Source organism: Streptomyces abyssalis (assembly GCF_001751365.1).
GTDB lineage: Bacteria > Actinomycetota > Actinomycetes > Streptomycetales > Streptomycetaceae > Streptomyces > Streptomyces abyssalis.
Window position 1 is genome coordinate 30539 of the sequence record NZ_LJGT01000037.1, and the last position, 24199, is coordinate 54737.

Sequence of the window (24199 nt, forward strand, 5' to 3'; positions counted from 1 at the left end):
GCTTTGTTCGGGAGGTTGGTTCGGGTGGATCCGGAGCAGCAGGACGAGGACGTCCGTACTTCCGTGTCCCCGTCGGGTGCCGGTGCCACTTCCGTCGTCGTCATCGGCGCGGGTCCCGCCGGGCTCACCCTCGCGAACCTGCTCCACGCCGAGGGCATCGACTGCGTGCTTCTGGAGGCGGAGAGCCGGGACTGCATCGAAGCGCTGCCGCGCGCGGGCTTCCTGGAGGAGTGGGCCGTACGTGCGCTGGAGCGGCGCGGCCTCGCCGGGCCGGGGCTGCTCGCTGCGGAGGCGCAGGGCGACTGCGAGTTCCGGCTGGACGGGACGCGCCACGTCTTCCGCTACGGGGCGCTCTCCGGCCAGCGCCACATCGTCTACCCGCAGCAGCGGCTGGTGACGGACCTGGTGCGCTCGTACGCCGACGAGGCGGGCGGCGACGTGCGGTTCTCGGCACGGGACGTGGCCGTGCACGGCATACGCACCGAGCGCCCGTCCGTCTCCTGGACCGACCCGGCGACCGGTGAACAGCGCAGCATCGCCTGCGACTTCGTCGCCGGCTGCGACGGCGCGCGCGGCTCGGCCCGCAGCGCGATACCGGAGGGCGGCGTCGAGGTCTTCCGGCACGATCTGGGTGTCGGCTGGCTCGCCCTGCTCGCCGAGGCGCCGCCGTCGGCCGAGAGGGTCGTGTTCGGGCTCCACACGCAGGGGTTCGCGGCCCACATGGCGCGCGGCCCGCAGGTCACCCGTTACTACCTGGAGTGCCCGCCGGGCGACTCCACCGCCAACTGGCCGCACGAGCGCGTCTGGAGCGAGCTGCGCACGCGACTCGGCGCCCGCGACGCGGCGCCGCTCAACGAGGGCGAACTGACCGAGCGCCGCGTGCTCGACATGCACAACTACGTGGTCGAGCCGATGAGTTACGGCCGGCTGCATCTCGCAGGCGACGCGGCGCACCTGGTGGCACCCGTAGCCGCCAAGGGCATGAACCTCGCTCTGAACGACGCGCTGCTGCTGGCCGACGCCCTGCGCGCGTACTACCGGGAGGGCGACGAGAGCGGGATCGAGGGCTACTCGGACGCCTGCCTGCGACGGGTGTGGCAGTACCAGGACTTCAACAACTGGGTCTCGGAACTCGTGCACGGCCCGTCCTCCGGCGACCCTTTCCGCGCGGGCGTGACGGCCGCCAGGCTCCGGCGAATGACCCGTTCGGAGAAGGCGGGCCGAGCGGTCGCCGGCCTCTACATCGGCAGCGACGCGGACCACTGACGGCGCGGACCACTGACGGCGAGGGCCGGGCGGGCGGCTCCGGGCGTGCTACGCGGCCCCGCCCTCCACGAAGAGCAGACGGCGGTCGAGCGCCGTGGCACGCAGCGCGAGGGCCTCCGCGTACTCCGGGGAGGCGTACCAGCGCCGGGCCGTCTCCATGTCGGGGAACTCCAGGACGATCAGGAGGGCTTCGTCCGGCCAGGCGCCTTCGACGGCTTCGGGGTGCCGCCCACGGGAGAGATACCGCCCGCCGTGCTTCTCAACGGACACTGCCGCCAGTTCGCGGTATTCGCGGGCCGACTCCTCGTCGAGCACGGTGGTTTCGGAGATGACATACGCAGGCATACGACGAAGTTACAGATGCGCGCTGCCGTCGTCAGTCGCGGGGGAAGTTCTCCGTCGAGAGGGTGAGACCGACGGGGGTGTCGGAGAGGTCGATCTCCTCGCCGAAGTCGACGGTGAGGTCCCTGCCGTAGTCGCCGTCCTTCGGGTGTGTGAAGAGCCGGGAGCGGCCGACGTACGGGTCGACGATCAGGTACGCGGGGACACCCGACGAGGCGTAGGTCCTCAGCTTGGGCCCGTAGTCGTTGGCGGCGGTCGAGCGGGAGATGACCTCGACGACCAACTCGATGTCATTCGGGGAGAAGAGCCCGCGCGAGTCCGGGGTGGCGCCGTCGGCGATCTTGACGAGATCGGGGGCGAATCCGTTGAGGTGGCCGGGGAAGTCGATCCGGACGTCGGAGTCGATCTCGGCCTCCTCGCCGAGATGACCCTCCAACTGCCTCAGCACCTTCCGGATGATCTTCCAGTGCGTACGGCGCTGTGGCGACGTGTGCACGGACCCCTCGACGATCTCGACCTTGTAGCCCTCGGGGACGGGCATCCGCTCCAGCCGCTCGAACAAGTCGTCCAAGGTGAGCTCGTCGGGCTCTGTCATCTCGATCCTGTCGGTCATGACGGTCACGGTGACGCTCCTCCCCGCCGCGCCGGATCGCGCAGCCGCGCAGTACAACGATACGCACGGTTCGTCGGTTACGGACTGCCCCGCCGTGTAAAGCACACCGTCCCGGCGCTCAACTCAGGCGCAGGGCGAGGAAGAAGTCGAGTTTGTCCTCCAGGCGGGACAGGTCGCGGCCGGTGAGCTGTTCTATCCGGCCCGTGCGGTAGCGGAGGGTGTTGACGTGCAGATGGAGCCGGTCGGCACAGCGCGTCCAGGAGCCGTCGGCGTCGAGGAACGCGGCGAGGGTGGGGAGGAGTTCGGCACGGTGCCGGCGGTCGTAGTCGTGCAGGGGAGCCAGCAGTCGGGCGGTGAACGCGCGCCGTACGTCGTCGGGGACGAAGCGGAAGGGCCGGTACGGGGCCGGAGAACCGCTGCGAACGGCGTGCGTGTAATTTCCTTCCGGTGCCGATTCACCAGGATGAGACCAGGGCGGCCTACGACGGGGTCGTCGAGCTGTATGCGTCGATGTTCGCCGATCGGCTGGAGACGAAGCCGTTCGCGCGGAACATGATCGGCACCTTCGCCGAGCTCGTGCGTGGCACGGGAAACCTGCGGGCAGCCGACGTCGGGTGCGGACCCGGTCATCTGACGGCGATGCTGCACGACTTGGGGCTGGACGCCTTCGGGCTCGACCTCTCCCCGGCCATGGTCGACCACGCTCGGCAGGCCCATCCGTTGCTGCGGTTCGACGAAGCGCGAATGGAGAACCTGCCGGTCGAGGACGGCGCGCTCGGCGGGGTGCTGGCCCACTACTCCATGATCCATACCCCACCCGGAGAACTGCCCGCGCTGCTCGCTGAGCAGGTACGTGTCCTGGCATCAGGGGGCCTGATCCTGGTGTCCTTCTTCGGGACCGAGGGGCCGGAGCCGGTCCGCTTCGATCACAAGGTGACGCCCGCCTACAGCTGGCCGACGGAACTGTTTGCCGGGTTGCTGGCCGGGGCGGGACTCGTCACGGTGGCTCGGTTGCTCCACGACCCGGTGTCCGAGCGGGGCTTCCTTGACGCCCACTTGCTGGCCCGCCGCCCGTAGGACGCGGCTGTGCGGGCCCGGTCCCGGACGGGCGGATCAGCGAAGTCCGGCGAAGAGATCGTTCTCGGGTACGGCCGCGCCGGTGACGTCCCTGACTCGCAGGAAGGTCTCCATGCCCATCAACTCGCCGAACCTCTCCTTGCCCATCCTGAGGAAGAAGATGTTCTCGCCCTGACTGGCGTGCGCGGCCAGCGCATCGAACTTCTGGCCGCTGAACGCGGTGGTGTCCACCCACGTGGTGATCTCGTCGTCGGGGAGGCCGATCTCGGCCATCGCGGCGGTCTCGGCGGGATCCGGCTCCGGCATGTCCTCCTGAAACTCCCGCATGGTCTCCCCGAACCGCCGCATCATCGAGCGGGGCACCGTCGTCCAGTACGTCTTCGGCGTCAGCGCGGTCATCTCCAGCGCCGCCATGGTGATGCGGTGGGCCTGGATGTGGTCGGGGTGCCCGTAGAAGCCGTTCTCGTCGTAGGTGACGACCACGTCGGGCCGGTAGTGCCGCATGAGTTCCGCGAGCCGTGCGGCGCCTTCCTCCACGGGGGTCTGCCAGAACGATCCGGGTGCGTCGTTGCTCAGCCAGCCGGTCATCCCGGAGTCGGCATAATCCAGCATCTCCAGGTCGCTGACCTTCAGGACGTCGCAGCTCGCCTTGAGTTCTTCACGGCGCATCAAGGCGACGGCCGCCGGATCGTGCTCGGGATCGCCCGGCTTGACACCCCCCGGCCCGTCGCCGCAACCGCCGTCGGTACACGTCACGAGAACCGTGCGGACGCCCTCCGCCGCGTACCGCGCGAGGATGCCTCCGGTTCCGGTGGCCTCGTCGTCGGGGTGGGCGTGTACTGCCATGAGCGTCAAGGGCCGGTCAGTCATGAAAGGGTCCTCCTGCCGAATACATCTTGGTCCGGGTGAGCGGCGGGCGTACCGCTGTCCTGGGCCGGGGTGGCGGGGCGGACGACCTCGTGGTCTCCGCCTTCCCCGCCCGTGCGGCGCCGGCCGTCCGTCGATGCAACCGTGCCGGTGGGACCGGCTGCTGCGGACGGCAAGCAGCACGAGGCACCGGCTCCTTCGGCAGTCGGTGCGATCGCTTGCATGACTGCTCCAACCCCCGCCCGGGGTGGATCAATTCCGCGGTCTGTGGCGCATACGCGGCGGCGGTCTCCTCAACTCAGGCGCAGGGCGAGGAAGAAGTCGAGTTTGTCCTCCAGGCGGGACAGGTCGCGGCCGGTGAGCTGTTCTATCCGGCCCATGCGGTAGCGGAGGGTGTTGACGTGCAGATGGAGCCGGTCGGCACAGCGCGTCCAGGAGCCGTCGGCGTCGAGGAACGCGGCGAGGGTGGGGAGGAGTTCGGCACGGTGCCGGCGGTCGTAGTCGTGCAGGGGAGCCAGCAGTCGGGCGGTGAACGCGCGCCGTACGTCGTCGGGGACGAAGGGGAGGAGCAGTACGTGCGACGCCAGTTCCTCGTGTCCGGCCGCGCACACGCGCCCTTCGCGGGCGGCGGCGACCCGCCGTGCGTGGCGGGCCTCTTCGAGTGCGCCGTGCAGCCCGCCCGCGGAGTGCACGGTGGCGCTGACTCCGAGAGTGAGACGTTCGCCTTCGGTCAGGCCCTGTTCCAGCGGTTCGCGGACCGCGGCGAGCAGCGTGCCCGCGTCCAGTCCGGAGGCCGGGCCGGGACCGGACGGGGAGCCGGACTCCGCGGTCCGCGGTGTGCCGGGCTCCGGCGCGTCGTGCCCGGGGGTGAGTGCCGGGAGGGGGAGGAGGGCGACGGCTTCGCGGCCGGCGTGCGCGACCGCTGCCCGGTCGGCCGACTCCACGCCGGTCGTACGGGGATCGAGGAGGATCTCCTCCAGCAGTGACCGGCATTCGCGGCCGCCCTCGTGGCGTGAGCCGTCGAGCCGCGCGACGACGACCTGCCAGTGCGGTGCCCCGCCCAGGCCGGGGAGCAGCACCGGAGCCGCGACGCGCAGGCGTGCCGCGGTCTCGGCGGGCGGCGCGCCGGCGTGCAGAAGCTCCAGGACCTCCGTGGCGAGACGGCGGCGCACGGTGCGGGCCGCGTCGCGGCGCTCGCGTTCGACCGCGATGAGCTGTGTGACGCCGTCCACGAGGTCGAGGCGTTCGTCCGGCCAGTCGGCGGCGTCGTCCTCGACCGCGAGGAACCAGTCGGCGAGGCCCGGGGGACCGGGGGAGCCGGAGTGGCCGGAGGAGCTGGAGGCGTCCGCTGGAGAGGGGTCGCGCCGGTCGGGCCCGGCGGTCGTCTCCGTTCCCTGGCCGCCGCTGCGGACGGGGAAGAGCGAGTAGGTGGTCCCGGCCACGGCGATCCGGTGCGGGCGGTGGCCGGGCCGTCCTGCGCGCGCGGCGGCGAGGTGCTCGCCGGCGAGCCGGGCGCGTACGCCGGGGGACAGCGACACGGGAGCGGGCGTGCCCCCGGACAGCGGGCCCCCGCCGGTGCGCGCCTCCCCGCCCCCGGTCCTGTCCCCGCCCGCGGCCCTCTCCCTCCCCGGGCCCGCCACCGTACGGCCCGTGACGGACAGGACCCATGCCCGCAGGTCGAGGTCCGATCCGAGCAGATCGAGCACGGCGTCGGGGCCGCTGCCCGCGGGTCCGGACGACATCATCCGCCGGTGCCGCGCCACCACGGCGGCGAGGTCGCCCGCGCGCTCCTGGGAGACCTGCCGCAGCACGTGCTCGGTGACGGTCGCGAAGGCAACTTCCTCCATCACCGCGAACAGCGGAAGCCGGTGCTCGGCGCAGGCCGTCACCAGGGCGTCCGGCACCATGCCCAGCTCTGCCTCGCCCGCCGCGAGCCCCGCCACTCCGGCCGTCGCGAGGATGCGGACGAAGGGCTCGGCGTCCTGCGGCTCCCGGTACCAGGCGAGGCCGGTCAGGACCAGCTCGTCGCCCGAGAGATAACGGCCGGGGTCGCGCAGGTCGGTCGTCATGACGCCGCGCACCGTACGGTCCAGCTCGGCGTCCCCGGTGAGCAGACGCAGCCCGAGAGAGCCGGTCTCCAGAAGTGCACGCAGGCGCATGGTCGGTGGCCGCCGTTTCTGTGGGTGACGAGTGTGCTGCAGTGCCGGGCGCGCCGGGAGAGCGACGGCCGGGAGCGTAGCGGTGCGCCCGGCACGGAGGCGGGAGAGGGTGCCCTTCGGCCCGTGCGATGGCGCGAGCGGCGTGCACGCGCGCCTTCGTGCGAATCTACAAGACTGCGGCGGACAGCGGCCCGGAGCTTCATGGTTTCGGTGACTGCCCGTGCCGGGGCATGCATCGATGTACTGATCCGGAATCGCCCGCACGGCGCGTACGCCGACTGCCCGCAGACACCCCTCGACCCCGAGTACGTCAGAGAACGCGCACGCCAGCGACCTGAAGCGAAACGAGAAGAGCCAATGGAGTTCCTGCGCCCCGCCCGGTGGGAGGAGGCGCTCGCCGCGAAGGCCGAGCACCCCGGAGCCGTGCCCATCGCGGGCGGCACCGACGTCATGGTCGAGATCAACTTCGACCAGCGCCGCCCCGAACAGCTGCTGGACCTGAACCGCGTCACCGAGCTGCACGAATGGGAGACCGGCGAGGAGGAGGTCGCCCTCGGCGCCTGCGTCCCGTACACGAGGATCATCGAGGACCTACGCCGTGAGCTGCCGGGCCTGGCCCTCGCCGCCCACACGGTCGGCTCGCCGCAGATCCGCAACCGCGGCAGCGTCGGCGGCAACCTCGGAGCCGCCTCGCCGGCGGGCGACTCGCACCCGCCGCTGCTCACCGCGGGTGCGGAGGTCGAGGCCGAGTCCGTGCGCGGCTCGCGCCGTATCCCCGTCGAGGACTTCTTCACCGGCGTCAAGCGCAACGCACTCGCCGACGACGAACTGATCAAGCGCGTGCACATCAAGAAGGCGAGCGGGCCGCAGCAGTTCTCCAAGATCGGCACCCGCAACGCCATGGTCATCGCCGTCTGCGGCTTCTCCGTCGCGCTGCATCCCGAGAGCCGCAGCGTGCGGGCCGCGGTCGGATCGGCCGCGCCGACGCCCTTCCGTGCCCTGGCGGCCGAGGACTTCCTGGGCGCCGCGCTGGAGGAGGAAGGCCTCTGGGACAGCGGCGGGGCCCTCCCGCCGTCCGTGACCAAGGAGTTCGCCGGGCTCTGCTCGGCGGCCTGCAACCCCATCGACGACGTACGCGGCAGCGCCGCGTACCGCCGGCACGCTGTCGGCGTCATGGCCCGCCGCACGCTGGGCTGGGTCTGGGACGACTACCGCGGAGGCGCCGGCAGCGGTGCCGGCCGTGCCGCGGGCGACGAAGGAGGCTCGCGATGCGCGTGACATTCACCGTCAACGGACGCCGGCACGAGGCCGACGACGTGTGGGAGGGCGAGTCGCTCCTCTACGTCCTGCGTGAGCGCATGGGTCTGCCCGGCTCCAAGAACGCCTGCGAGCAGGGCGAATGCGGTTCCTGCACGGTACGCCTGGACGGTGAGTCCGTGTGCGCGTGCCTGGTGGCCGCCGGGCAGGTCGAGGGGCGCGACGTCGTGACCGTCGAAGGGCTCGCCGACTACGCGAGGCAGCGTGCGGAGGCCGCCTCCGCGGGCGGCACGGCTGCTGAATCCGCGTCCGTCTCCACCTCCGCCGCCGACGAGCAGCGCTGGGCGGCGGCGCCCGCCGCGGACGGCGTCCCGCTCTCGCCCGTACAGGAGGCGTTCATCGACGCGGGCGCCGTCCAGTGCGGCTTCTGCACCCCGGGTCTGCTCGTCGCCGCCGACGAACTGATCGAGCGCAACGCGCGGCCCTCCGACGCGGACATCCGCGAGGCCCTCTCCGGGAACCTCTGCCGCTGCACCGGTTACGAGAAGATCCTCGACGCGGTACGGCTGGCTGCCGCCCGTACGGATCACGCGGAAGCACCCGGAGACGGAAACGGCCCCGGCCCCCACTCCGGACATGGCCCCGCACAGGGAGAGGTGGTCTGAGATGCCCGGAGCGTCCCCGACCCGCATCCCCACCGCCCTCACGCAGGGAACCGTCACCAAGGGCGGCATCGGCGAGTCCACGCTGCGCCCCGACGGGACGCTGAAGGTCACCGGGGAGTTCGCCTACGCCTCCGACCTGTGGCACGAGGACATGCTGTGGGGCTGCACCCTGCGCAGCCCGTACCCGCACGCCGAGATCCGCTCCGTCGACGTGTCGGAGGCGCTGAAGCTTCCGGGTGTGTACAGCGTGATGACGCACGACGACCTTCCCGCGACGACCCACTTCGGCCTGGAGATCCACGACCAGCCGGTGCTGGCCAAGGACCGGGTGCGCTACCACGGCGAGGCCGTCGCCATCGTCGCGGCCGACCATCCGGAGACCGCGCGCCGCGCCGCCGCGAAGATCCGCGTCGAGTACGCCGAACTGCCTCCCGTGCACGACGAGGACAGCGCGACCGGGCCCGGCGCCCCGGTGCTGCATCCGGGCCGTGACGACCATCACGCGCCCCACGTCACGCACCCCAACATCGTCCACCGGCAGCCCATCGTCCGCGGCGACGTGGCGGCGGCGAAGGCGCGGGCCGATGTCGTCGTGCGCGGCGAGTACGAAGTCGGCATGCAGGACCAGGCGTTCCTCGGACCCGAGTCCGGTCTGGCGGTGCCCGCAGAGGACGGCGGCATCGACCTCTACATCGCCACGCAGTGGCTGCACGTCGACCGCGACCAGCTCGCGCCCGTCCTCGGACTGCCCCAGGACAAGGTGCGGTTGACGCTCTCCGGCGTCGGCGGCGCGTTCGGCGCGCGCGAGGACCTGTCGATGCAGGCACACGCGTGCCTGCTGGCGATGGCCACGGGCAAGCCCGTCAAGATCGTCTACAACCGCTATGAGTCCTTCTTCGGCCACGTGCACCGCCACCCCGCCAAGCTCACCTACGAGCACGGCGCCTCACGCGACGGCAAGCTCCTCTACATGACGTGCCGCATCGTGCTGGACGGCGGCGCGTACGCCTCCTCCTCGCCTGCGGTCGTCGGCAACGCCGTGTCACTGGGCGCCGGCCCGTACGAGGTGGACAACGTCGATATGGAGGCGCTCGCCCTCTACACCAACAACCCTCCGTGCGGCGCGATGCGCGGCTTCGGCGCAGTTCAGGCCTGCTTCGCGTACGAGGCACAGATGGACCGCCTCGCCGCCGAACTCGGTATGGACCCGGTCGAGTTGAGGCAGCGGAACGCCATGTCGCAGGGCTCGCTGATGCCCACCGGGCAGGAGGTCGACTCTCCCGCGCCCGTCGCGGAGATCCTGCGCCGCGTCAAGGCGATGCCGATGCCGCCGGAGCGCCAGTGGGAGAGCTCGCAGAGCTCCGGCGCGGCGGGCGGCAGCACCGGAGTGGACGTACGGGCGCTGCCGGGCGGCCTGTCGAACACCACGCACGGAGAAGGCGTGGTGCGCGGAGTGGGCTACGCCGTCGGCATCAAGAACGTCGGCTTCTCCGAGGGGTTCGACGACTACTCGACGGCGCGTGTACGTCTCGAAGTGGCCGGCGGAGAACCCGTCGCCGTCGTGCACACCGCGATGGCGGAGGTCGGGCAGGGCGGCGTCACCGTGCACGCGCAGATCGCCCGTACCGAACTGGGCGTCTCCGGCGTGAGCATCCTGCCCGCGGACACGCAGGTCGGATCGGCCGGTTCGACGTCCGCGTCGCGGCAGACCTACATGACCGGCGGCGCGGTCAAGAAGGCCTGCGAGGCCGTACGCGAGAAGGCCGTCCGGCTCGGCCGGGAGAAGTTCGCGGGCCACCACCCCGCGTGGGTGTCCGGCGGTGAACTCCTGCTGGAGGGCGGCAAGGTCGTCACCGGGGACGGTGAGGTCCTCGCCGCGCTCGCCGACGTACTCGGCGACGAAGTCATCGACGAGGAGCTGGAGTTCAGGCACCGGCCGACCGAACGGCTCGACCTGGAGACCGGGCAGGGCTTCGGCCACGTCCAGTACTCCTTCGCGGCGCACCGTGCCGTCGTCGAGGTCGACACCGAACTGGGCCTCGTCAAGGTCGTCGAACTCGCCTGCGCGCAGGACGTCGGCAAGGCCATCAACCCGCTCTCGACGATCGGCCAGATCCAGGGCGGTACGACACAGGGCCTGGGCCTGGCCGTCATGGAAGAGATCCTCGTCGACCCGGGCGGCAAGGTACGCAACCCCTCCTTCACCGACTATCTGATCCCCACCATCCTCGACACCCCCGCCATCCCCGTGGATGTCCTGGAACTCGCCGACGAGCACGCCCCGTACGGGCTGCGCGGTGTCGGCGAGGCGCCGACGCTCTCCTCCACCCCGGCAGTCGTCGCCGCGATCCGCAACGCGACCGGTCTCGCCCTGAACAGGGTCCCGGTCCGTCCCGAGCATCTGACCGATACCCGATAGTGCCGCTCCCGGCACAGCTTGCCGGGAGGGGCACGAGCCGCCCGGCCGGTGCGGAAGAACCGCACCGGCCCAGGGCACTCCCCGTACCGTCTCGGGCCGTCCCCCGGGTCGTGCATCCCAAATCTCCGCAGTGCCGAGGCACTTCGGGGTGCCCCGACGAAACTTGGGAGCGCAACCATGACCCAGTCCAAGACAGCATCCGGCGGAAGCGCGGAAGACACGACCGCGGCCGCTCCCGGCCCCGCGGCCCAGTCGGCCGGACACTCCCGGCTCGACCGCTGGTTCCGCATATCGGAGCGGCACTCGACCCTGGCGCGTGAAGTACGCGGCGGTGCGACGACGTTCATGGCGATGGCCTACATCGTCCTGCTCAACCCGGTGATCCTCTCCGTTCCCGACGCGACGGGGGCCACCCTCGACGCCGGTCAGGTCACCACCGCCACCGCCTTCGCCGCCGCGGCCACCACCCTGGTGATGGGCGTGCTCGGCAACGTGCCGCTGGCGCTGGCCGCCGGGCTCAGCGTCTCTGCCGTGCTCGCCTACCAGGTGGCGCCGGAGATGAGCTGGGCCGGCGCCTTCGGCATGTGCGTCATCTACGGTGCCGTGATCATCCTGCTCGTCGTCACGGGACTGCGACGGCTGATCATGGACGCCATTCCCCTGGCGATGAAGCACGCCATCACCATGGGCATCGGACTGTTCGTCACCCTCATCGGGCTGGTACAGGCGGGCTTCGTGACGAGCATGCCGGGACCGGGCGGAGTCGCGGGCGCGAAGCCGCTCCAACTGGGCACCCACGACATGCTCACGGGCTGGCCCGTGCTGTGCTTCGCCGTCACGGTGCTGCTCGTATTCGTGCTCCAGGTGCGGCGCGTACCCGGTGCGATCCTCACCGGCATCGTCGGGGGCACCCTCGTCGCGGGGCTGGTGCACCACTTCGCGGGGCTGGAGAAGAAGGACTGGGGCGGACGGAACGCCCCGGAGATCACCGGAAGCATCGTGAGCACCCCCGACTTCGGCCTCTTCGGGAAGATCTCCTTCGACGGTGTCACCGAGGCCGGCGCGGTCACCGTCGGCGTCATCGTCTTCACCCTCGTGCTGGCGGGCTTCTTCGACGCCATCGGCACCATCATCGGAATCGGCCAGCAGGCCGGACTGGCCGACGACGAGGGACGGATGCCGGGTCTGAACAGGGCCCTGGCCATCGACGGCGCGGGCGGTGTCGCCGGCGGTGTCGCGGGCGCCTCCGGACAGACCGTCTTCGTGGAGTCGACGGCCGGTGTCGGCGACGGCGCCCGCACCGGACTGGCAAGCGTCGTCACCGGACTCGGTTTCACGCTCTGCCTGTTCTTCACGCCGCTCGCCCAGGTCATCCCCACGCAGGTCGCCGCGGCGGCGCTCGTCGTCATCGGATCGATGATGATGAGCAACGCCAGGCACATCGACTGGAGCGACATCGCCACCACCGTGCCGGTCTTCCTGACGATGGTGCTGATGCCCTTCACGTACTCCATCACCGCCGGCATCGCCGCGGGCAGCATCTCCTACGTCGTGATCAAGGCCGCCCAGGGCCGGTGGCGCGACGTGGGCCCGCTGATGTGGGGACTGGCCGCCGTCTTCCTGCTGTACTTCGCGCTCAGCCCGCTCGAAGGATGGCTCGGCGTGAAGTGACGAGTGGGGCCCTGGACGCCCGTCGCGCGTAAACTCGCAGGTCGCAGCCTCAGCGCTTGCCCGTAAGGAGCCAACGATGCTGGACATCGCCGCCGAACTGCACCACTGGTGCGAGCAGGAGCGCGATTTCGCCGTCGCGACGGTCGTCGCCGTGAGCGGCAGCGCGCCCCGCCAGCCGGGTGCCGCGCTCGCCGTGGACGGCGCCGGCGAGGCGGTGGGCAGCGTCTCCGGAGGGTGCGTCGAGGGTGCGGTCTACGAACTGTGCCGGGAGGCCATGGAATCCGGCCGCAGCGTCGTCCAGCGCTTCGGCTACAGCGACGAGGACGCCTTCGCCGTGGGGCTGACCTGCGGCGGCGTCATCGACATCCTCGTCACGCCCGTACGCGCGGGCACCGGGGCCTACGCGATGTACGCGGAAGCGGTCGCGGCCGCGGCCGATGGCCGGGCCGTGGCGCTCACCCGCGTCGTGGAGGGGCCGGAGCAGCTGATGGGCGGCGCGATGTACGTGCCGGCCGCCGGCGAGGTCTCCGGCACCCTCGGCGGTTCCGCCGCGCTTGACGAGACGGCCGCCGCCGAGTCCCGGGCGCTGCTGGACGCGGGGCGCACCGCCACGGTCGAGACGGGTACGGAGGGCGGCGCGCCGGGTGCCGGAGGCCGGGCCGGCGCAGGCGAGGGCGACCCGATGTGCGGCCCGTCGGTGACGCTGCTGGTCGAGTCGAGTGCGCCGCCGCCCCGGATGCTCGTCTTCGGTGCCATCGACTTCGCGAGCGCGCTCGCGCGCACCGGCGCCTTCCTCGGCTACCGGGTCACCGTGTGCGACGCCCGCCCCGTCTTCGCCACCGCCGCCCGCTTCCCCGACGCGGACGAGGTCGTCGTGGAGTGGCCGCACCGCTATCTCGACTCCCAGGAACTGGACGGCCGTACGGTCGTGTGCGTACTGACACACGACGTCAAGTTCGATGTGCCGCTGCTGGAGCGGGCACTGCGGCTGCCCATCGCGTATGTGGGGGCCATGGGCTCGCGCCGTACCCATCTGGCCCGGCTGGAACAGCTGCGTGAGGAGGGCGTCGGCGAGGACGAACTGGCGCGGCTGCACTCGCCGATCGGCCTCGACCTCGGTGCCCGTACGCCCGAGGAGACGGCACTGTCGATCGCCGCCGAGATCGTCGCCGTACGGCACGGCGGCACCGGAACCCCGCTGACGGGGGCGCACATCCCGATCCACCGCTAGGGCGTCCGCAAAGCTCCTGGCCCGGCTGGTCCGCCGGCCGAACCGCCTGCTGCGGCGTTCCCGGGCGTCCCGGACCCGGACGCTTCAGGCCCTCGCGCTCGCCCATCGTGTCACTTAATGCCATACTGTCGCTTGGCGACGTGCAATGGGGAGGTGACGCGGCGTCATGACGACGGAGAAGCGCAGCGGTGGGGGGATGAGCGAGCACCGGCGTGCGCGGCTGCGGCTGGAGATCTCCCGGGAGGCGTCGCGCCTGTTCTGGGAGCAGGGTGTGGCCGCTACGAGCGGCGACCAGATCGCGAATGCCGTGGGGCTCTCCACGCGCACCATCTGGCGGCACTTCCGCAGCAAGGAGAGCTGTGCCGAGCCGGTCGTCATGCAGGGCGTCGTGACCCTGCTGACGGTGCTGCGCAGCTGGCCCAGGCAGAGCTCCCTGGAGGACCACCTGGCCACGGAGCTGGCCAGGCTCCGTCACGAGGAGCCGCCCGTCGACATCGCCGACGAGATGCTGGCGATGAAGATGATCCGGCTCGCCGACACCGAGCCGGCACTCCGCACGGCCTGGCTGATGGCCTGCGACCAGACCGAACGGGACATGCGCGTGATCGTCGGCGACCGTCTCGGACGTCCGGGCGGTGATCTGGAGGTGCGGCTGCACGCCGCGGCCGCCGCCTCGGTCGTGCGGGTGATGGACGAGCACATCGGTGCCGCCATCCTCGCCGGCGCCGACGTCACGGAGTTCCAGGACGTGACGGCCCTCGCGCGGCGCTTCGCCCGTGCGATCCGCACGGCCACCGGCGGAGCCGTCGGAGACCCCGTCGCATGAGGGCGTCGAGCAGAGCGAGGACCGTAAAGCGCGCCGGCCGAACCGGGACCGACCCAGGGAGTGTCCGTATGACCGCCGTTCCGCGCGAGACCCCGCATCTCGCCGTCGAGGACCTCTTCGGCCCGCCCGCCACCTGGGCGGACAGCCGGACGCGGAGTAGCCGCGGCACGCAGCGCGGCACCTGCAACCCGTACACACGAACGACTACTTGGTGAGTTGATCCCGCATCATGACTGAATCCGCGTTTCCCGCCACCGAGAAGGCCCGCCACCATGAGCCGGACGGGGCCCCCTCAGCACGCCGGGCGAAGCAGACACCCCTCGACCACATGGGCGGCACGACCGGCCTGGTGTACACGATGCTCCCGATCGTGGCGTTCATCCTGGCCAACGGCTCCTTCGGGCTGACGGCCGCCATATGCGCCGCCGTCGGTGTCGCGCTGGTGATCTCAGTGCTGCGCCTGGTGCGCAAGGAACCGCTCCAGCCGGCTCTCTCCGGTCTGTTCGGTGTCGCGGTCGCCGCGTTCGTCTCCTGGCAGACCGGGTCGGCCAAGGGCTTCTTCCTGCTGGGCATCTGGAGCAACCTCGCCCTCGGTGTGCTCTTCCTGGTCTCGGTCCTCGTCCGCCGGCCGCTGGCGGGAGTCGTCTGGGGCGCGCTCAACGGCACCGGGACGGCCTGGCTCAAGGACAAGCCGTCACGGCACTGCTACGACATCGCCACGCTCACCCTCGTGGGAGTCTTCGCGGCCCGGTTCGTGGTCTGGCAGTGGCTGTACGAGGACGACGAGACTGGCTGGCTGGGCGTCGCGAGGATCGCGATGGGCTACCCGCTCCTCGGGCTGGCGTTGCTGGTGGTGCTGTGGGCGGGCAGGCGCTCCGGCAAGCGGCTGAAGGCCCTGGCCGCACAGCAGCCGGCCGGACAGCAGCCGGCCGGGTCGGCCTGACCGGCCGACCCGGTCAGGCACAGCTCAGCTGCTGTCCGCACCGGCCGCGGCCGCCGTCTCCGCGACGGCGGCACCGAGGGCGGCGCGAGGGCGCCCGTCGTCCCGTCCGGTGGCAGGGCCCGCGATGACGACGCCCGGCCGTTCGTCCAGCAGCGCGAGACCGACAGGCGTCAGCATGTGCCGCACCGCATTGCGCTCCCGGCTGCTCGCGATCAGCCCAGCCCCCCGCAGCACCGCCGCGTGCTCGCTCGCCGAGGAGACCGAGACCCCGGCTCTCCGTGCCAGTTCGGTCGTGGTGCAGTTGCCGCCGACGGACTGCAGGACGGCCGCCCTCGTGACCCCGAGGAGCCGCGCGAGGTGGGCGCCCGTCTCCTCCGCGGTGCTGCCGGTCATGTGACCCGAACGGTCGGGCGCGCGTGCCGGATACACCAGGGTCGGCGGCAGGGTCGGATCGGCCAGCGCCACCGGCGTACGGCGGCAGAAGTAGGACGGGACCAGCAGCAGCCCGCGACCCCGCAGATGCATGTCGCTCTCCATGGGGTAGTCGCACTCGAGCACCGGCGGATTCCAGCGTATGCGGGGTGCGAACGTGCGCAGCATCGCCTCCGTGCCGCTGTACCACTGCACGCGTGCCCGCCACGTACGGTCGCCCTCGATGCCGGCACAGAGGCGCTGCCACGATGCGCCGAACGCGACGCGCCGGTAGTCGCGCATCGCCTCGCCCAGCCGGTGCAGCACGGGTGCGGAGCCCTCGGCGACGGAACGCGTCCAGGAGCAGGGAGGACGAGGCTGTCCCCTGCTCAGCTTCTCGATCTCGGCCCGTAACTGACTGCGGGGTGTGGAGAGCATCGACTCCAGGCCCGCCTCGAAACCCTCCGAACCCTCGGGCGGAGTCAGGAAGTCGGGAAAATAGCCGCGGGCCGGCACGAGCGGCAGCAGCAGCCGGAGCGAAGCGGAGCCGTGCCCCAGCACATGACTGCGCCAGTCGTCCAGCGCGCGCTCCCGGTTCCTCTCCCGGAGTTGATGAAGGCTCAGTACGGACTCCCAGAGCGGGTCCGGTCCGTCGGCGACCCTCGTACGGGCAATGTCGCCCGCGGTGAAATGCACACGCAGCATGAATCCCCCGATTTCTCAAGCGTGTTCGCGCAGTACCGCATTGCGGCGCGCCGCCCGGCCGTGTCCTGTTGTTCCTGCAGGCGGAACACGGCGACGGCTGCACTCGACGTTGGTGTGCGGGATGTCCCGTTGCAAGGGAAAAGCCACTCTTGGGACAACGGGACATCCTGGACGCCGTGAGCTGCTATTTTCCATCGATGTGGGACGGCCCGGCCGCCGTCCCGCCGGGCCGGGGGGCCGGCAGGAGGGGGAGGCCATGTCATCGGGGAGGGAAGCTCCCGTGCCGTCGCGGCTGGGTGAGGAGCTGGAGGACCTCAAGCGGCGCAGCGGACGCAGCTACGCGGCGCTGGCTCACCGCACCGGCCTGAGCCGGTCCACGCTTCACCGGTACTGCCAGGGCGCCACCGTTCCGGGCAGCTTCGGCGTCGTCGAGCGGATCGCGCGCGTGTGCGGGGCGAGTGATGAGGAGGTCGACCGTCTCTACCGCGCCTGGCGGAGCCCGGACGGCAGGCAGAGCCCCGTCGGGCAGGAGAGCGCCGGGCAGGACGACTCCGGTCAGGTCCACGGAGGGCCGGACGACACCGGCCCCGAGCCCCCTCCGCACGACGGAGCGGAAGCCGCAGCCGGCGGTCAGTACGGCGGGCACGGTCAACGCTCAGCCCTCGCAGCGCCGTTGCGCACCTTCTACTGGCTGCGGGCGGCCGCGCTGCTGCTCGCCTTCGTCGTCACCTCCGCGGTCAGCGTCACCTCGTACCCGGGCGTCTGGCAGTTGCCGGGCAGGGCAGCCGGGAAGGCCGGTGGCCAGCGGTCCCCGGCCGTACCCGGGGAGCAGCAGTTCAAGGGGCCGTTGTGGTCCCTCGCTCCGAAGCCCGTGCCACCGGAGTTCCTGGGGCTGACCCTGAACACGGACACCGGGCTGATGCCCGGCTTCCGTACCGGCTCAGTTCGTCTGTGGAACAGCGAGACCCGCTGGGGCACCATCGAACGCCGCCGCGGGGACTACGACTGGACGATCCTCGACAGGATGGTCGAGAGCGCTGAGCGCGAGCGGCTGCCGGTCCTCTTCACCTTCGGCGGCACGCCGCTGTGGGCGGCTTCCGACGGCCGCAATCCCATCTTCAAGGATTCGCTGGCCTCACCTCCGGACGATCTGGACGACTGGGACCGCTTCGTGGAGAAGGTCGTCGAGCGCTACCGGGGCCGCATCGAGTCCTACGAACTGTGGGACTACCCCAGCCACGAGGGCATGTTCTCCGGCACCGTCTCCCTCCTGGCCCGGATGGCCGAGCGGGCCGCCCGCATCATCCGCCGCCTCGACCCGGACGCCCGGGTGGCCTGCCCGTCGTTCGGACACCTGCGCAGCGAGCGGGGCCGCTCCCTGCTCCGGGAGTTCGCTCGCACAGACGCGCTTGAGAGCTGCGACGCGCTCGCGCTGAAGATGCCGCCCCGCAAGCCTGACGGGCCGCCGGAGGAGATCATCGAACTCGCCGCAGATGTGCACAGGCTCCTCCACGAGGAGGGCTACAACGACATGCACTTGTGGAACACCGGCCCTGACATGAGCATCGTCCTCGCCGAGCCGCTCGACGCCCGCCGGGCCCGCGACTACGCGGTGCGCTTCTACCTCTCGGGTCTGTTCAGCAGGCACTACGGCATGCGGCGCATGTACTTCTACAACTGGGGAGGCACCGGACTGCCCATCGTCGTGCAGCCGGTGGGCGGCCGGCCGACGGAAGCCGGGCTGCGGATGGGCAGGCTCGCGCGATGGCTCAAGGACACCAGCATCGTCTCCTGCGGCGAGGGCGGACGGAGCGGGCTTGCGGAAGGCGCCTACACCTGCCGCTTCGAGCGTGACGGCAGGGCCCTGCGGGTGTACTGGACGACCCGTGGCCGCGCGGAGGTGACCCTCGGCCGGGGCGCGCAGCGCCTGCGGCACATGGACGGCAGCACGACGCCCGCCCGGGAGGGCGACCGGATCGGCTTCGGCGAGGAGCCGGTGATGATCGAGTACCGCGCGAAGTGACCCGCTGCCGTGCGGCTGAGCCCCTTCGTCCTTCCCCTGGTCAGAACAGCTTCACGTCGGCCAGTACGGCGAGGTGGTCGGAGCCGTCCAGTTCGAGGAACTCGGCCTCGACCGCCGTGAGCGGGTCGCTGACCAGGACGTGGTCGATCTGCGCCCCCATCGGACGCAGCGGCGTGTTGTTGGGCCAGGTCGGCGTGCGGGACTGGCCGGTGAGGCGGGCGGCGTCGTTCAGCCCGGTCTGCAGGACGGCGCGGAAGGAGGCGTGGTCCTGCGAGGAGTTGAAGTCGCCCGCGACGATCGCGGGGGTCTCGCCGCGCGAAGCGCTGTACGAGCGCAGCGCGCCGAGCTCCTTGCGCCAGGTGCCCAGGGCGTCCGGATTCGGCGGCATCGGATGGGCGACCTGCACCTTGACAGGCGTGCCGGAGACGTCCGCGACCGCGTTCGGCATGGCCAGCTGCCCCGGCAGCGAGGCCTTCTCCTCCAGCGGGAACGCGCTCAGCAGAGCCGAACCGCCCGCCCCGGGGGCCTCCATGATGTGCCGGTAGGGGTAGGCCTCCTGCATCCGCGCTCCGCGCAGCGCCTCCGCGCACCGGTTGTCGCACTCCTGGACGGCGACGAGCTGCGGGCGCTCCCGGCGCAGCGTATCGACGAGTGACTCCGTCGCGGTGCCGAGGCGCAGGTTGGCGGTGAGGACGCGGAAGCGCGCCTTGCCGGTGCGTTCGGCGGCGCCGGCCGGTGCGTCGGGGCCCTGGGGGAGGGTGTAGCCGACGGTCGCCGCGAGGACGGCGATGGCCCAGAAGGCGAGGAGGCCGCGGCGGGCCAGCACCGTGTACAGCAGCGCCAGCCATCCCGGTACGAGGAACCACGGCAGGAAGGCGAGGAGTTGGGCGATGGGCGTGGGCCCGTCGTCGTTCATGCCGCGGAAGGTGAGCGGCACGCTCAGGAGGGCCAGTACGAAGCCGACGAACCAGGCCATCGGACGCCGGCGCGTCCGCCGCGGTGTCTCTTCGCGCCGTACGCGCTCATAGCGGGGGCGGACGGGCCGTGCGGTGGGCTGGAGCGGATGCCCCGTCACCGTGCCACGGCCGCCGCCTCGCTTGATGCGCTGGTTCCGGTCCCCCGTCAACACGTTCTTGATGGTGCCTTATCGCACTCGTCTTCGGGCGCACGTCCTTCTGATCTTTTCTTCGTCCGCGCATTCACGACGAGACCTGACGGTGACGGTCGCGTGACCGTCAAGAACTCCCCCCACACGGCTTCATATGCGGGTGCCATGGCCCTCCTTGCCCCTTTCGGAAGGTGCGGGCGGTTCTGGGCGATGAGTTCCGGCGTCACCGGATGTCCATCACTCGTACAGGCCCCCGAAGCGGGGCGAGAACGCGAGTGAGGAGACCCGCCGTGAAGTTCATGATCCTTCTCCAGGGGACGCAGTCCGACTACGACGCCATGGACGGCAGCGCGTCCGGGGACACACCCGTCTGGACGGAGGACGACGTGAAGGCGATGGTCGGTTTCATGGGGAGGCTCAACGAGGACCTGGCCGCGTCCGGCGAACTGAGGTTGTCCCGTAACTGATTTTGAGGGTGTTCGGTCAGGACCGGGTTCTGGGCTCCGACGCCAGGATCGCATCGTTCTCGCGGAAGGTCCGGGTTGGTCGCCTGGCGTCAAAGGTGGTTCAGGGCGCGACCGGGTTCCAGCTGATCTATCTGGAGAAACGACTGCCAGCCCCTTGCTACGGTGCGCTGATGCCAGCGCGGTACGGGCGCACTTTCACGAAGATCGGACGCTTCGAGCCGACCTCGCAGGTCTGCTCCGTGTGCGGAGTCAAGGGCGGCCCCAAGCCCCTCCATATTCGGACGTGGACGTGCGGGGCGTGCGGGGCCGTCCTCGATCGGGACATCAACGCGGCGGTCAGCGTCGCCAAGGCCGCCGGACTGGCGGTGACAGCCTGTCGAGCGCAGGTAAGACCGGTACTCCTACCGGCACAGCGCGATGAAGCAGGAACCCACCGAGACGGTCAACCGACCGTGGCAGGAATCCCCACCCGTTGAGGCAGGGAGCGGAAGTCAATGGCTGCTGGAGTGCGAGAGAGCTTCGACCGGGCGACCGAGATCACGGCCCGTATCCACCAGTGCCCGGTCCCGGCGGGCACGGTCAGCCCTCCGGTGATCGTGCGCCCCGTGGGGGAGGCGCCCCCGGTCGCCGAGTAGAAGCCGACGTGGGTGTGCCCGGACGCGAGTGGAACGGAGCCGAGCTGCCGGGACCGGCATCCTCGGCCGCGGTAGGAACTGCTGCCCGGGGGTGGTGCCCGGCCGCCGCGTGACTCAGGATGATCCGCAGTGTGACCAGCGGCGTACGGGCGCACCGACGTGCGGGCGCCCGGTGCACGCCCGTACGGGCGGAGCCGGACAGGCGGGCCGGCGAAGGCCCGGGGCCTGCGAAGCCCGGCGGAAGCGCCGATGGCGCACCGGCAGCGGAGAAAGCGCCACCCGAGGAGTGACGATGACGGCGACCGAGCCCACCAGCCCCACCGACGCCTTCCGCGCCGCCCGGGACACCCTGCTGCGGCACCGGACGGACTACGACGCGGCGCGCACCGCCTTCTCCTGGCCCAGGCCCGAGCACTTCAACTGGGCGCTGGACTGGTTCGACGCCGTGGCCCGTGACAACGACCGCACCGCGCTGCACATCGTCGAGGAGGACGGCGCCGCCGCCCGCTACTCCTTCGCCGAGATGCGCGACCGCTCGGCGCAGACCGCCAACTGGCTGCGCGCGCGGGGCGTCGCGCCCGGCCACCGCGTCATCGTGATGCTGGGAAACCAGGTCGAGTTGTGGGAGACCCTGCTGGCCTGCATGAAACTGCGCGCAGTCGTCATCCCCGCCACTCCGCTGCTCGGCCCCGCCGACCTGACCGACAGGATCGAGCGGGGCGAGGCGCGGCACGTGGTCGTACGGGCGGAGGACACCGGCAAGTTCGCAGACGTGGAGGGCGGCTACACCCGTATCGCCGTGGGAGGTGCCGACGGCCCGGGAGACGGCTGGCTCGCCTACGAGGACGCCTACGGCGCGTCCGCCGACTTCGAGCCGGACGGCCCGACGCGCGCCGACGACACGCTCCTGCTCTACTTCACCTCCGGGACGACGGCCCGTCCGAAGCTCGTCGAGCACACTCATGTCTCGTACCCCGTCGGTCACTTGGCGACGATGTACTGGATCGGGCTGCAGCCCGGCGACGTACACCTCAACATCTCCTCGCCGGGCTGGGCCAAACACGCGTGGTCCAACGTCTTCGCCCCGTGGAACGCCGAGGCGACGATCTTCATCTACAACTACACGCGCTTCGACCCGGACCGCCTCCTCGCCGAGATCGAGTCGGCCGGCGTCAGCAGCTTCTGCGCACCGCCGACCGTGTGGCGCATGCTCATCCAGGCCGACTTGAGCAAGCTGACGGCCGTGCCCCGCGAGGTGGTCGCGGCGGGCGAGCCGCTCAACCCCGAGGTGATCGAGCACGTACGCCGCGCCTGGGGCAGGACCATCCGCGACGGGTTCGGGCAGACGGAGACGGCGGTGCAGGTCGCCAACTCGCCAGGGCAGCAGCTCAAGCCGGGCTCCATGGGACGTGCCATGCCCGGATTCGAGGTGACGCTGCTCGATGGGGTGTCGGGCGAGGCCGGCGCCGACGAGGGTGAGATCTGCCTCGATCTGTCGGCCCGTCCCGTCGGTCTGATGACCGGCTACCGAGGGAGCGGCGAGCGCACCGACGAGGCCATGGCCGGCGGCTACTACCGTACGGGCGACATCGGTTCGCGCGACGAGGACGGCTACATCACCTACGTCGGCCGCTCCGACGACGTCTTCAAGGCGAGCGACTACAAGATCTCACCGTTCGAGCTGGAGAGCGCTCTGCTGGAGCACGAGGCGGTCGCCGAGGCCGCGGTCGTGCCCTCGCCCGACGAACTGCGGCTGGCCGTACCCAAGGCGTACGTGGTGCTCGCCGAGGGATGGGAGGCGGGGCAGGAGACGGCCGAGGCGATCTTCGCGCACTCCAGGGAGACGCTGGCGCCGTACAAGCGGGTCCGCGTCGTCGAGTTCGCCGAGCTGCCGAAGACGATCTCCGGCAAGATCCGCCGCGTCGAGCTGCGGGCGCACGCGGCTCAGGGGCCGGGGGAGGAGTTCCGCGAGAAGCGCTGAGCGGCGCCGCGGCGGCCCGGCGGTTGGGGAGGAAGCGAGGCGCGGGCCGTGCGTCAGCAGACGGAGCGGATCAGGGCGTCGGCCGGGTCGTTGACGGCCTGCGGCATGCCCGTCAGGTCGAGGACGAAGAGGGCGACGGACAGCGAGTCCGCGCGGGTGCGGGCCTCACGCGAGTAGCCGGCCAGGGAGAAACAGGCCGTGTCGACGTCTTCGTTGAGGCCGTTCAGCCAGAGCGTCTCGACCTCGCGCATCGTCGTCGGGGCGGTCGTGGGATCGACGTGCGCGATGATGCCGGCGCCGCGCACGTCCACGCCGGAGGCCGGGCGCTTCTCCGTCACCCGCACCTCGGGGAATCCCAGCCAGCGCAGATACTCCGCGGCGGCGGTACGCGCGTCCTGTGCGGTACGGATCGTGACGGGGCGGAAGGCCGGACGCGTCCGGTGCCGGGGCTGCTCCTGGGCGCCGTGCGGCTTGACCGGGGCGGGGGCGGAGGGGCCGCCGCTCCCGCTTCCCGGCGTCGTGCCCGCCGTGGCGGGCCGGCCCGTTCCGCCGTCGTCCGGCCCCGGGCCGGACGCGGCTTCCGCCGCGGGCAGCTCGCCGGGCGCGGGGCCCGGCTGCGGCGGCAGGACGGGCATCCTCAGCAACGTGCCGCATCCGCAGCCGAGTTCGGGCTGCGGCCACTCCTTCGACATGCCGCAGGAGGGGCAGCGGACCTCGACCCAGGATCCGTCCCATGTCCGGTGCCGCACCTGCGCGGGCACCCCGTCACGCATCAGCGGAAGCGCGACGGGAGCACCGCAGTCACACGGATAGACCGGCGGCGTGTAGTTGTGCTCGCGACTGCACTCCGGGCAGCTCACGGGCACGCTTTCTGCCATCTCTTCGGCTCCAGCGGCATCAGCGGGACTTCGGGCAAAGGGCATTGAGGGCCTGCTCATATCGTCGCCGAAAGGGCGGGGTTTCCGAAGAGGAACGGAACAGAAAATGGTGCGAAGAGGGACGCGGCGGGGTCCCTTGGCGGGACTGCCCCCCGCGTTCCTTCGGTTGATACGAGGGCGCGATGGGGCGCGGTGCGCGGGGGCGCGACGGTCCGTGGGTGGCCGGGAGCGGCGACTTGGTGCGCGGTGAAGTGCCTTACTTCGCGGGGTACTTCCGTTGGTCGCGACGGGGCGGCGCGGGATGTGGTGCTCGGGGGTGGTGAGGTTCGGGCGGTCCGTGGGCGGCTGGGCCCGACCGGGCGCGTGCGAAGTGCCGTACCTCGGGGGGTACTTCCGTCGGTCGCGACCGGGGGCGCCCGGGGCGGAGAGTCCGGCGGTCCGTGGGCGGCCCGGGTGTGGTGCGACTGCTGGCCCAGGCGTCGGGGTGGCCCCGTTGCCGGGGCCCTGGGCGGTGGGGCCGTACCGCTGCCTCTGCCGTGGCGACGGTGGCGCGCCCGCGGTCCGTCGGCGGCCGGGAGCCGCGGACTTGGGCGTGCCGCGAAGTGACGTGAGCCGCACGGCACTTCCGCTCGCGGCGGCGGCATGCGCGGCCCGC

General features: G+C 71.4%; 21 protein-coding genes and 2 pseudogenes. 15 read left to right on the forward strand and 8 right to left on the reverse strand.

Going from position 1 to position 24199, the window contains the following annotated elements; translation table 11 throughout:
* Positions 1-63: 63 nt before the first annotated feature.
* Positions 64-1266: a 4-hydroxybenzoate 3-monooxygenase gene (locus AN215_RS03400; RefSeq protein ID WP_070010385.1), complete on the forward strand. Its 1203-nt coding sequence runs from the start codon at positions 64-66 to the stop codon at positions 1264-1266.
* 48 nt (positions 1267-1314) lie between these two features.
* Here the strand turns inward: AN215_RS03400 and AN215_RS03405 are convergent, their stop codons facing one another.
* The 3 genes and pseudogenes from AN215_RS03405 to AN215_RS28345 all read right to left on the reverse strand — a co-directional run.
* Positions 1315-1611, reverse strand: coding sequence for a DUF1330 domain-containing protein (locus AN215_RS03405; RefSeq protein WP_070010279.1), 297 nt, complete (start codon positions 1609-1611; stop codon positions 1315-1317).
* Positions 1612-1642: 31 nt separating this feature from the next.
* Positions 1643-2221, reverse strand: a complete 579-nt coding sequence (locus AN215_RS03410) for a Uma2 family endonuclease (RefSeq protein ID WP_079122771.1) — start codon at positions 2219-2221, stop codon at positions 1643-1645.
* 118 nt (positions 2222-2339) lie between these two features.
* A pseudogene (locus AN215_RS28345) lies at positions 2340-2606 on the reverse strand (PucR family transcriptional regulator); the annotation flags it as partial.
* 62 nt (positions 2607-2668) lie between these two features.
* On the opposite strand from AN215_RS28345, the gene AN215_RS03415 reads away from it, so the two are divergent.
* The gene (locus AN215_RS03415; protein WP_070008653.1) at positions 2669-3298 is read left to right on the forward strand and encodes a class I SAM-dependent methyltransferase; all 630 of its coding nucleotides are present in this window, start codon (positions 2669-2671) and stop codon (positions 3296-3298) included.
* 36 nt (positions 3299-3334) lie between these two features.
* On the opposite strand, the gene AN215_RS03420 is transcribed toward AN215_RS03415, so the two are convergent.
* Together AN215_RS03420 and AN215_RS03425 are read right to left on the reverse strand one after the other, a co-directional pair.
* On the reverse strand, positions 3335-4168 hold the full coding sequence (locus AN215_RS03420; RefSeq protein WP_070008652.1) for a PIG-L family deacetylase: 834 nt from the start codon (positions 4166-4168) through the stop codon (positions 3335-3337).
* A gap of 290 nt (positions 4169-4458) precedes the next feature.
* Complete coding sequence (locus tag AN215_RS03425) at positions 4459-6324, reverse strand: PucR family transcriptional regulator (protein ID WP_070010277.1); 1866 nt, start codon at positions 6322-6324, stop codon at positions 4459-4461.
* A gap of 357 nt (positions 6325-6681) precedes the next feature.
* On the opposite strand from AN215_RS03425, the gene AN215_RS03430 reads away from it, so the two are divergent.
* From AN215_RS03430 to AN215_RS03460, 8 genes are all read left to right on the forward strand, one after another.
* Positions 6682-7602: an FAD binding domain-containing protein gene (locus tag AN215_RS03430; RefSeq protein WP_070010276.1), complete on the forward strand. Its 921-nt coding sequence runs from the start codon at positions 6682-6684 to the stop codon at positions 7600-7602.
* Positions 7593-8246 carry a (2Fe-2S)-binding protein gene (locus AN215_RS03435; RefSeq protein ID WP_070010275.1) on the forward strand — a complete coding sequence of 218 codons (654 nt, stop codon included), beginning with the start codon at positions 7593-7595 and terminating at the stop codon, positions 8244-8246. Before AN215_RS03430 ends, AN215_RS03435 begins: the two co-directional genes overlap by 10 nt.
* Positions 8218-10665 (forward strand): xanthine dehydrogenase subunit D, encoded by a 2448-nt coding sequence (gene pucD, locus AN215_RS03440; protein ID WP_070010274.1) that lies wholly within the window; start codon positions 8218-8220, stop codon positions 10663-10665. The genes AN215_RS03435 and pucD overlap by 29 nt, the downstream gene beginning before the upstream one ends.
* A 177-nt stretch (positions 10666-10842) precedes the next feature.
* Positions 10843-12336, forward strand: a complete 1494-nt coding sequence (locus AN215_RS03445; protein ID WP_070010273.1) for an NCS2 family permease — start codon at positions 10843-10845, stop codon at positions 12334-12336.
* A 76-nt stretch (positions 12337-12412) separates the two neighbouring features.
* Complete coding sequence (locus tag AN215_RS03450) at positions 12413-13567, forward strand: XdhC family protein (RefSeq protein ID WP_070010272.1); 1155 nt, start codon at positions 12413-12415, stop codon at positions 13565-13567.
* A 166-nt stretch (positions 13568-13733) separates the two neighbouring features.
* On the forward strand, positions 13734-14393 hold the full coding sequence (locus AN215_RS03455; RefSeq protein WP_070010271.1) for a TetR/AcrR family transcriptional regulator: 660 nt from the start codon (positions 13734-13736) through the stop codon (positions 14391-14393).
* A 68-nt stretch (positions 14394-14461) separates the two neighbouring features.
* Positions 14462-14608, forward strand: coding sequence for a hypothetical protein (locus AN215_RS29695; protein ID WP_171904120.1), 147 nt, complete (start codon positions 14462-14464; stop codon positions 14606-14608).
* 14 nt (positions 14609-14622) lie between these two features.
* Positions 14623-15336 (forward strand): DUF3159 domain-containing protein, encoded by a 714-nt coding sequence (locus AN215_RS03460; protein ID WP_070010270.1) that lies wholly within the window; start codon positions 14623-14625, stop codon positions 15334-15336.
* Between the two features lie 24 nt (positions 15337-15360).
* Here the strand turns inward: AN215_RS03460 and AN215_RS03465 are convergent, their stop codons facing one another.
* Positions 15361-16452 (reverse strand): ArsR/SmtB family transcription factor, encoded by a 1092-nt coding sequence (locus tag AN215_RS03465; protein ID WP_070010269.1) that lies wholly within the window; start codon positions 16450-16452, stop codon positions 15361-15363.
* A 280-nt stretch (positions 16453-16732) separates the two neighbouring features.
* On the opposite strand from AN215_RS03465, the gene AN215_RS30020 reads away from it, so the two are divergent.
* Positions 16733-18475, forward strand: a complete 1743-nt coding sequence (locus tag AN215_RS30020) for a helix-turn-helix domain-containing protein (RefSeq protein ID WP_245694199.1) — start codon at positions 16733-16735, stop codon at positions 18473-18475.
* Positions 18476-18515: 40 nt separating this feature from the next.
* Here AN215_RS30020 and AN215_RS03475 read toward each other — a convergent pair whose 3' ends face one another.
* Positions 18516-19604: an endonuclease/exonuclease/phosphatase family protein gene (locus tag AN215_RS03475; RefSeq protein ID WP_245694200.1), complete on the reverse strand. Its 1089-nt coding sequence runs from the start codon at positions 19602-19604 to the stop codon at positions 18516-18518.
* 269 nt (positions 19605-19873) lie between these two features.
* On the opposite strand from AN215_RS03475, the gene AN215_RS29700 reads away from it, so the two are divergent.
* From AN215_RS29700 to AN215_RS03480, 4 genes and pseudogenes are all read left to right on the forward strand, one after another.
* On the forward strand, positions 19874-20050 hold the full coding sequence (locus AN215_RS29700) for a YciI family protein (protein ID WP_171904121.1): 177 nt from the start codon (positions 19874-19876) through the stop codon (positions 20048-20050).
* A 179-nt stretch (positions 20051-20229) separates the two neighbouring features.
* Positions 20230-20526, forward strand: a pseudogene (locus AN215_RS28350) (zinc ribbon domain-containing protein); the annotation flags it as partial.
* A gap of 18 nt (positions 20527-20544) precedes the next feature.
* Entirely contained in the window at positions 20545-20685 is a 141-nt protein-coding gene (locus AN215_RS29705; RefSeq protein ID WP_171904122.1) for a hypothetical protein, read from the forward strand.
* 292 nt (positions 20686-20977) lie between these two features.
* The gene (locus tag AN215_RS03480; RefSeq protein ID WP_070010267.1) at positions 20978-22666 is read left to right on the forward strand and encodes an AMP-binding protein; all 1689 of its coding nucleotides are present in this window, start codon (positions 20978-20980) and stop codon (positions 22664-22666) included.
* 53 nt (positions 22667-22719) lie between these two features.
* On the opposite strand, the gene AN215_RS03485 is transcribed toward AN215_RS03480, so the two are convergent.
* Positions 22720-23544: a hypothetical protein gene (locus AN215_RS03485; protein ID WP_070010266.1), complete on the reverse strand. Its 825-nt coding sequence runs from the start codon at positions 23542-23544 to the stop codon at positions 22720-22722.
* Positions 23545-24199: the final 655 nt, after the last annotated feature.

Bases quoted from the DNA above. Each gene is read 5' to 3' on its own strand.
- AN215_RS03405 (WP_070010279.1), bottom strand. From the start codon at position 1,611: ATGCCTGCGTATGTCATCTCCGAAACCACCGTGCTCGACGAGGAGTCG.
- AN215_RS03410 (WP_079122771.1), bottom strand. From the start codon at position 2,221: ATGACCGACAGGATCGAGATGACAGAGCCCGACGAGCTCACCTTGGAC.
- AN215_RS03420 (WP_070008652.1), bottom strand. From the start codon at position 4,168: ATGACTGACCGGCCCTTGACGCTCATGGCAGTACACGCCCACCCCGAC.
- AN215_RS03425 (WP_070010277.1), bottom strand. From the start codon at position 6,324: ATGCGCCTGCGTGCACTTCTGGAGACCGGCTCTCTCGGGCTGCGTCTG.
- AN215_RS03430 (WP_070010276.1), top strand. From the start codon at position 6,682: ATGGAGTTCCTGCGCCCCGCCCGGTGGGAGGAGGCGCTCGCCGCGAAG.
- AN215_RS03435 (WP_070010275.1), top strand. From the start codon at position 7,593: ATGCGCGTGACATTCACCGTCAACGGACGCCGGCACGAGGCCGACGAC.
- pucD (WP_070010274.1), top strand. From the start codon at position 8,218: ATGGCCCCGCACAGGGAGAGGTGGTCTGAGATGCCCGGAGCGTCCCCG.
- AN215_RS03445 (WP_070010273.1), top strand. From the start codon at position 10,843: ATGACCCAGTCCAAGACAGCATCCGGCGGAAGCGCGGAAGACACGACC.
- AN215_RS03450 (WP_070010272.1), top strand. From the start codon at position 12,413: ATGCTGGACATCGCCGCCGAACTGCACCACTGGTGCGAGCAGGAGCGC.
- AN215_RS03455 (WP_070010271.1), top strand. From the start codon at position 13,734: ATGACGACGGAGAAGCGCAGCGGTGGGGGGATGAGCGAGCACCGGCGT.
- AN215_RS29695 (WP_171904120.1), top strand. From the start codon at position 14,462: ATGACCGCCGTTCCGCGCGAGACCCCGCATCTCGCCGTCGAGGACCTC.
- AN215_RS03460 (WP_070010270.1), top strand. From the start codon at position 14,623: ATGACTGAATCCGCGTTTCCCGCCACCGAGAAGGCCCGCCACCATGAG.
- AN215_RS03465 (WP_070010269.1), bottom strand. From the start codon at position 16,452: ATGCTGCGTGTGCATTTCACCGCGGGCGACATTGCCCGTACGAGGGTC.
- AN215_RS29705 (WP_171904122.1), top strand. From the start codon at position 20,545: ATGGCTGCTGGAGTGCGAGAGAGCTTCGACCGGGCGACCGAGATCACG.
- AN215_RS03480 (WP_070010267.1), top strand. From the start codon at position 20,978: ATGACGGCGACCGAGCCCACCAGCCCCACCGACGCCTTCCGCGCCGCC.
- AN215_RS03485 (WP_070010266.1), bottom strand. From the start codon at position 23,544: ATGGCAGAAAGCGTGCCCGTGAGCTGCCCGGAGTGCAGTCGCGAGCAC.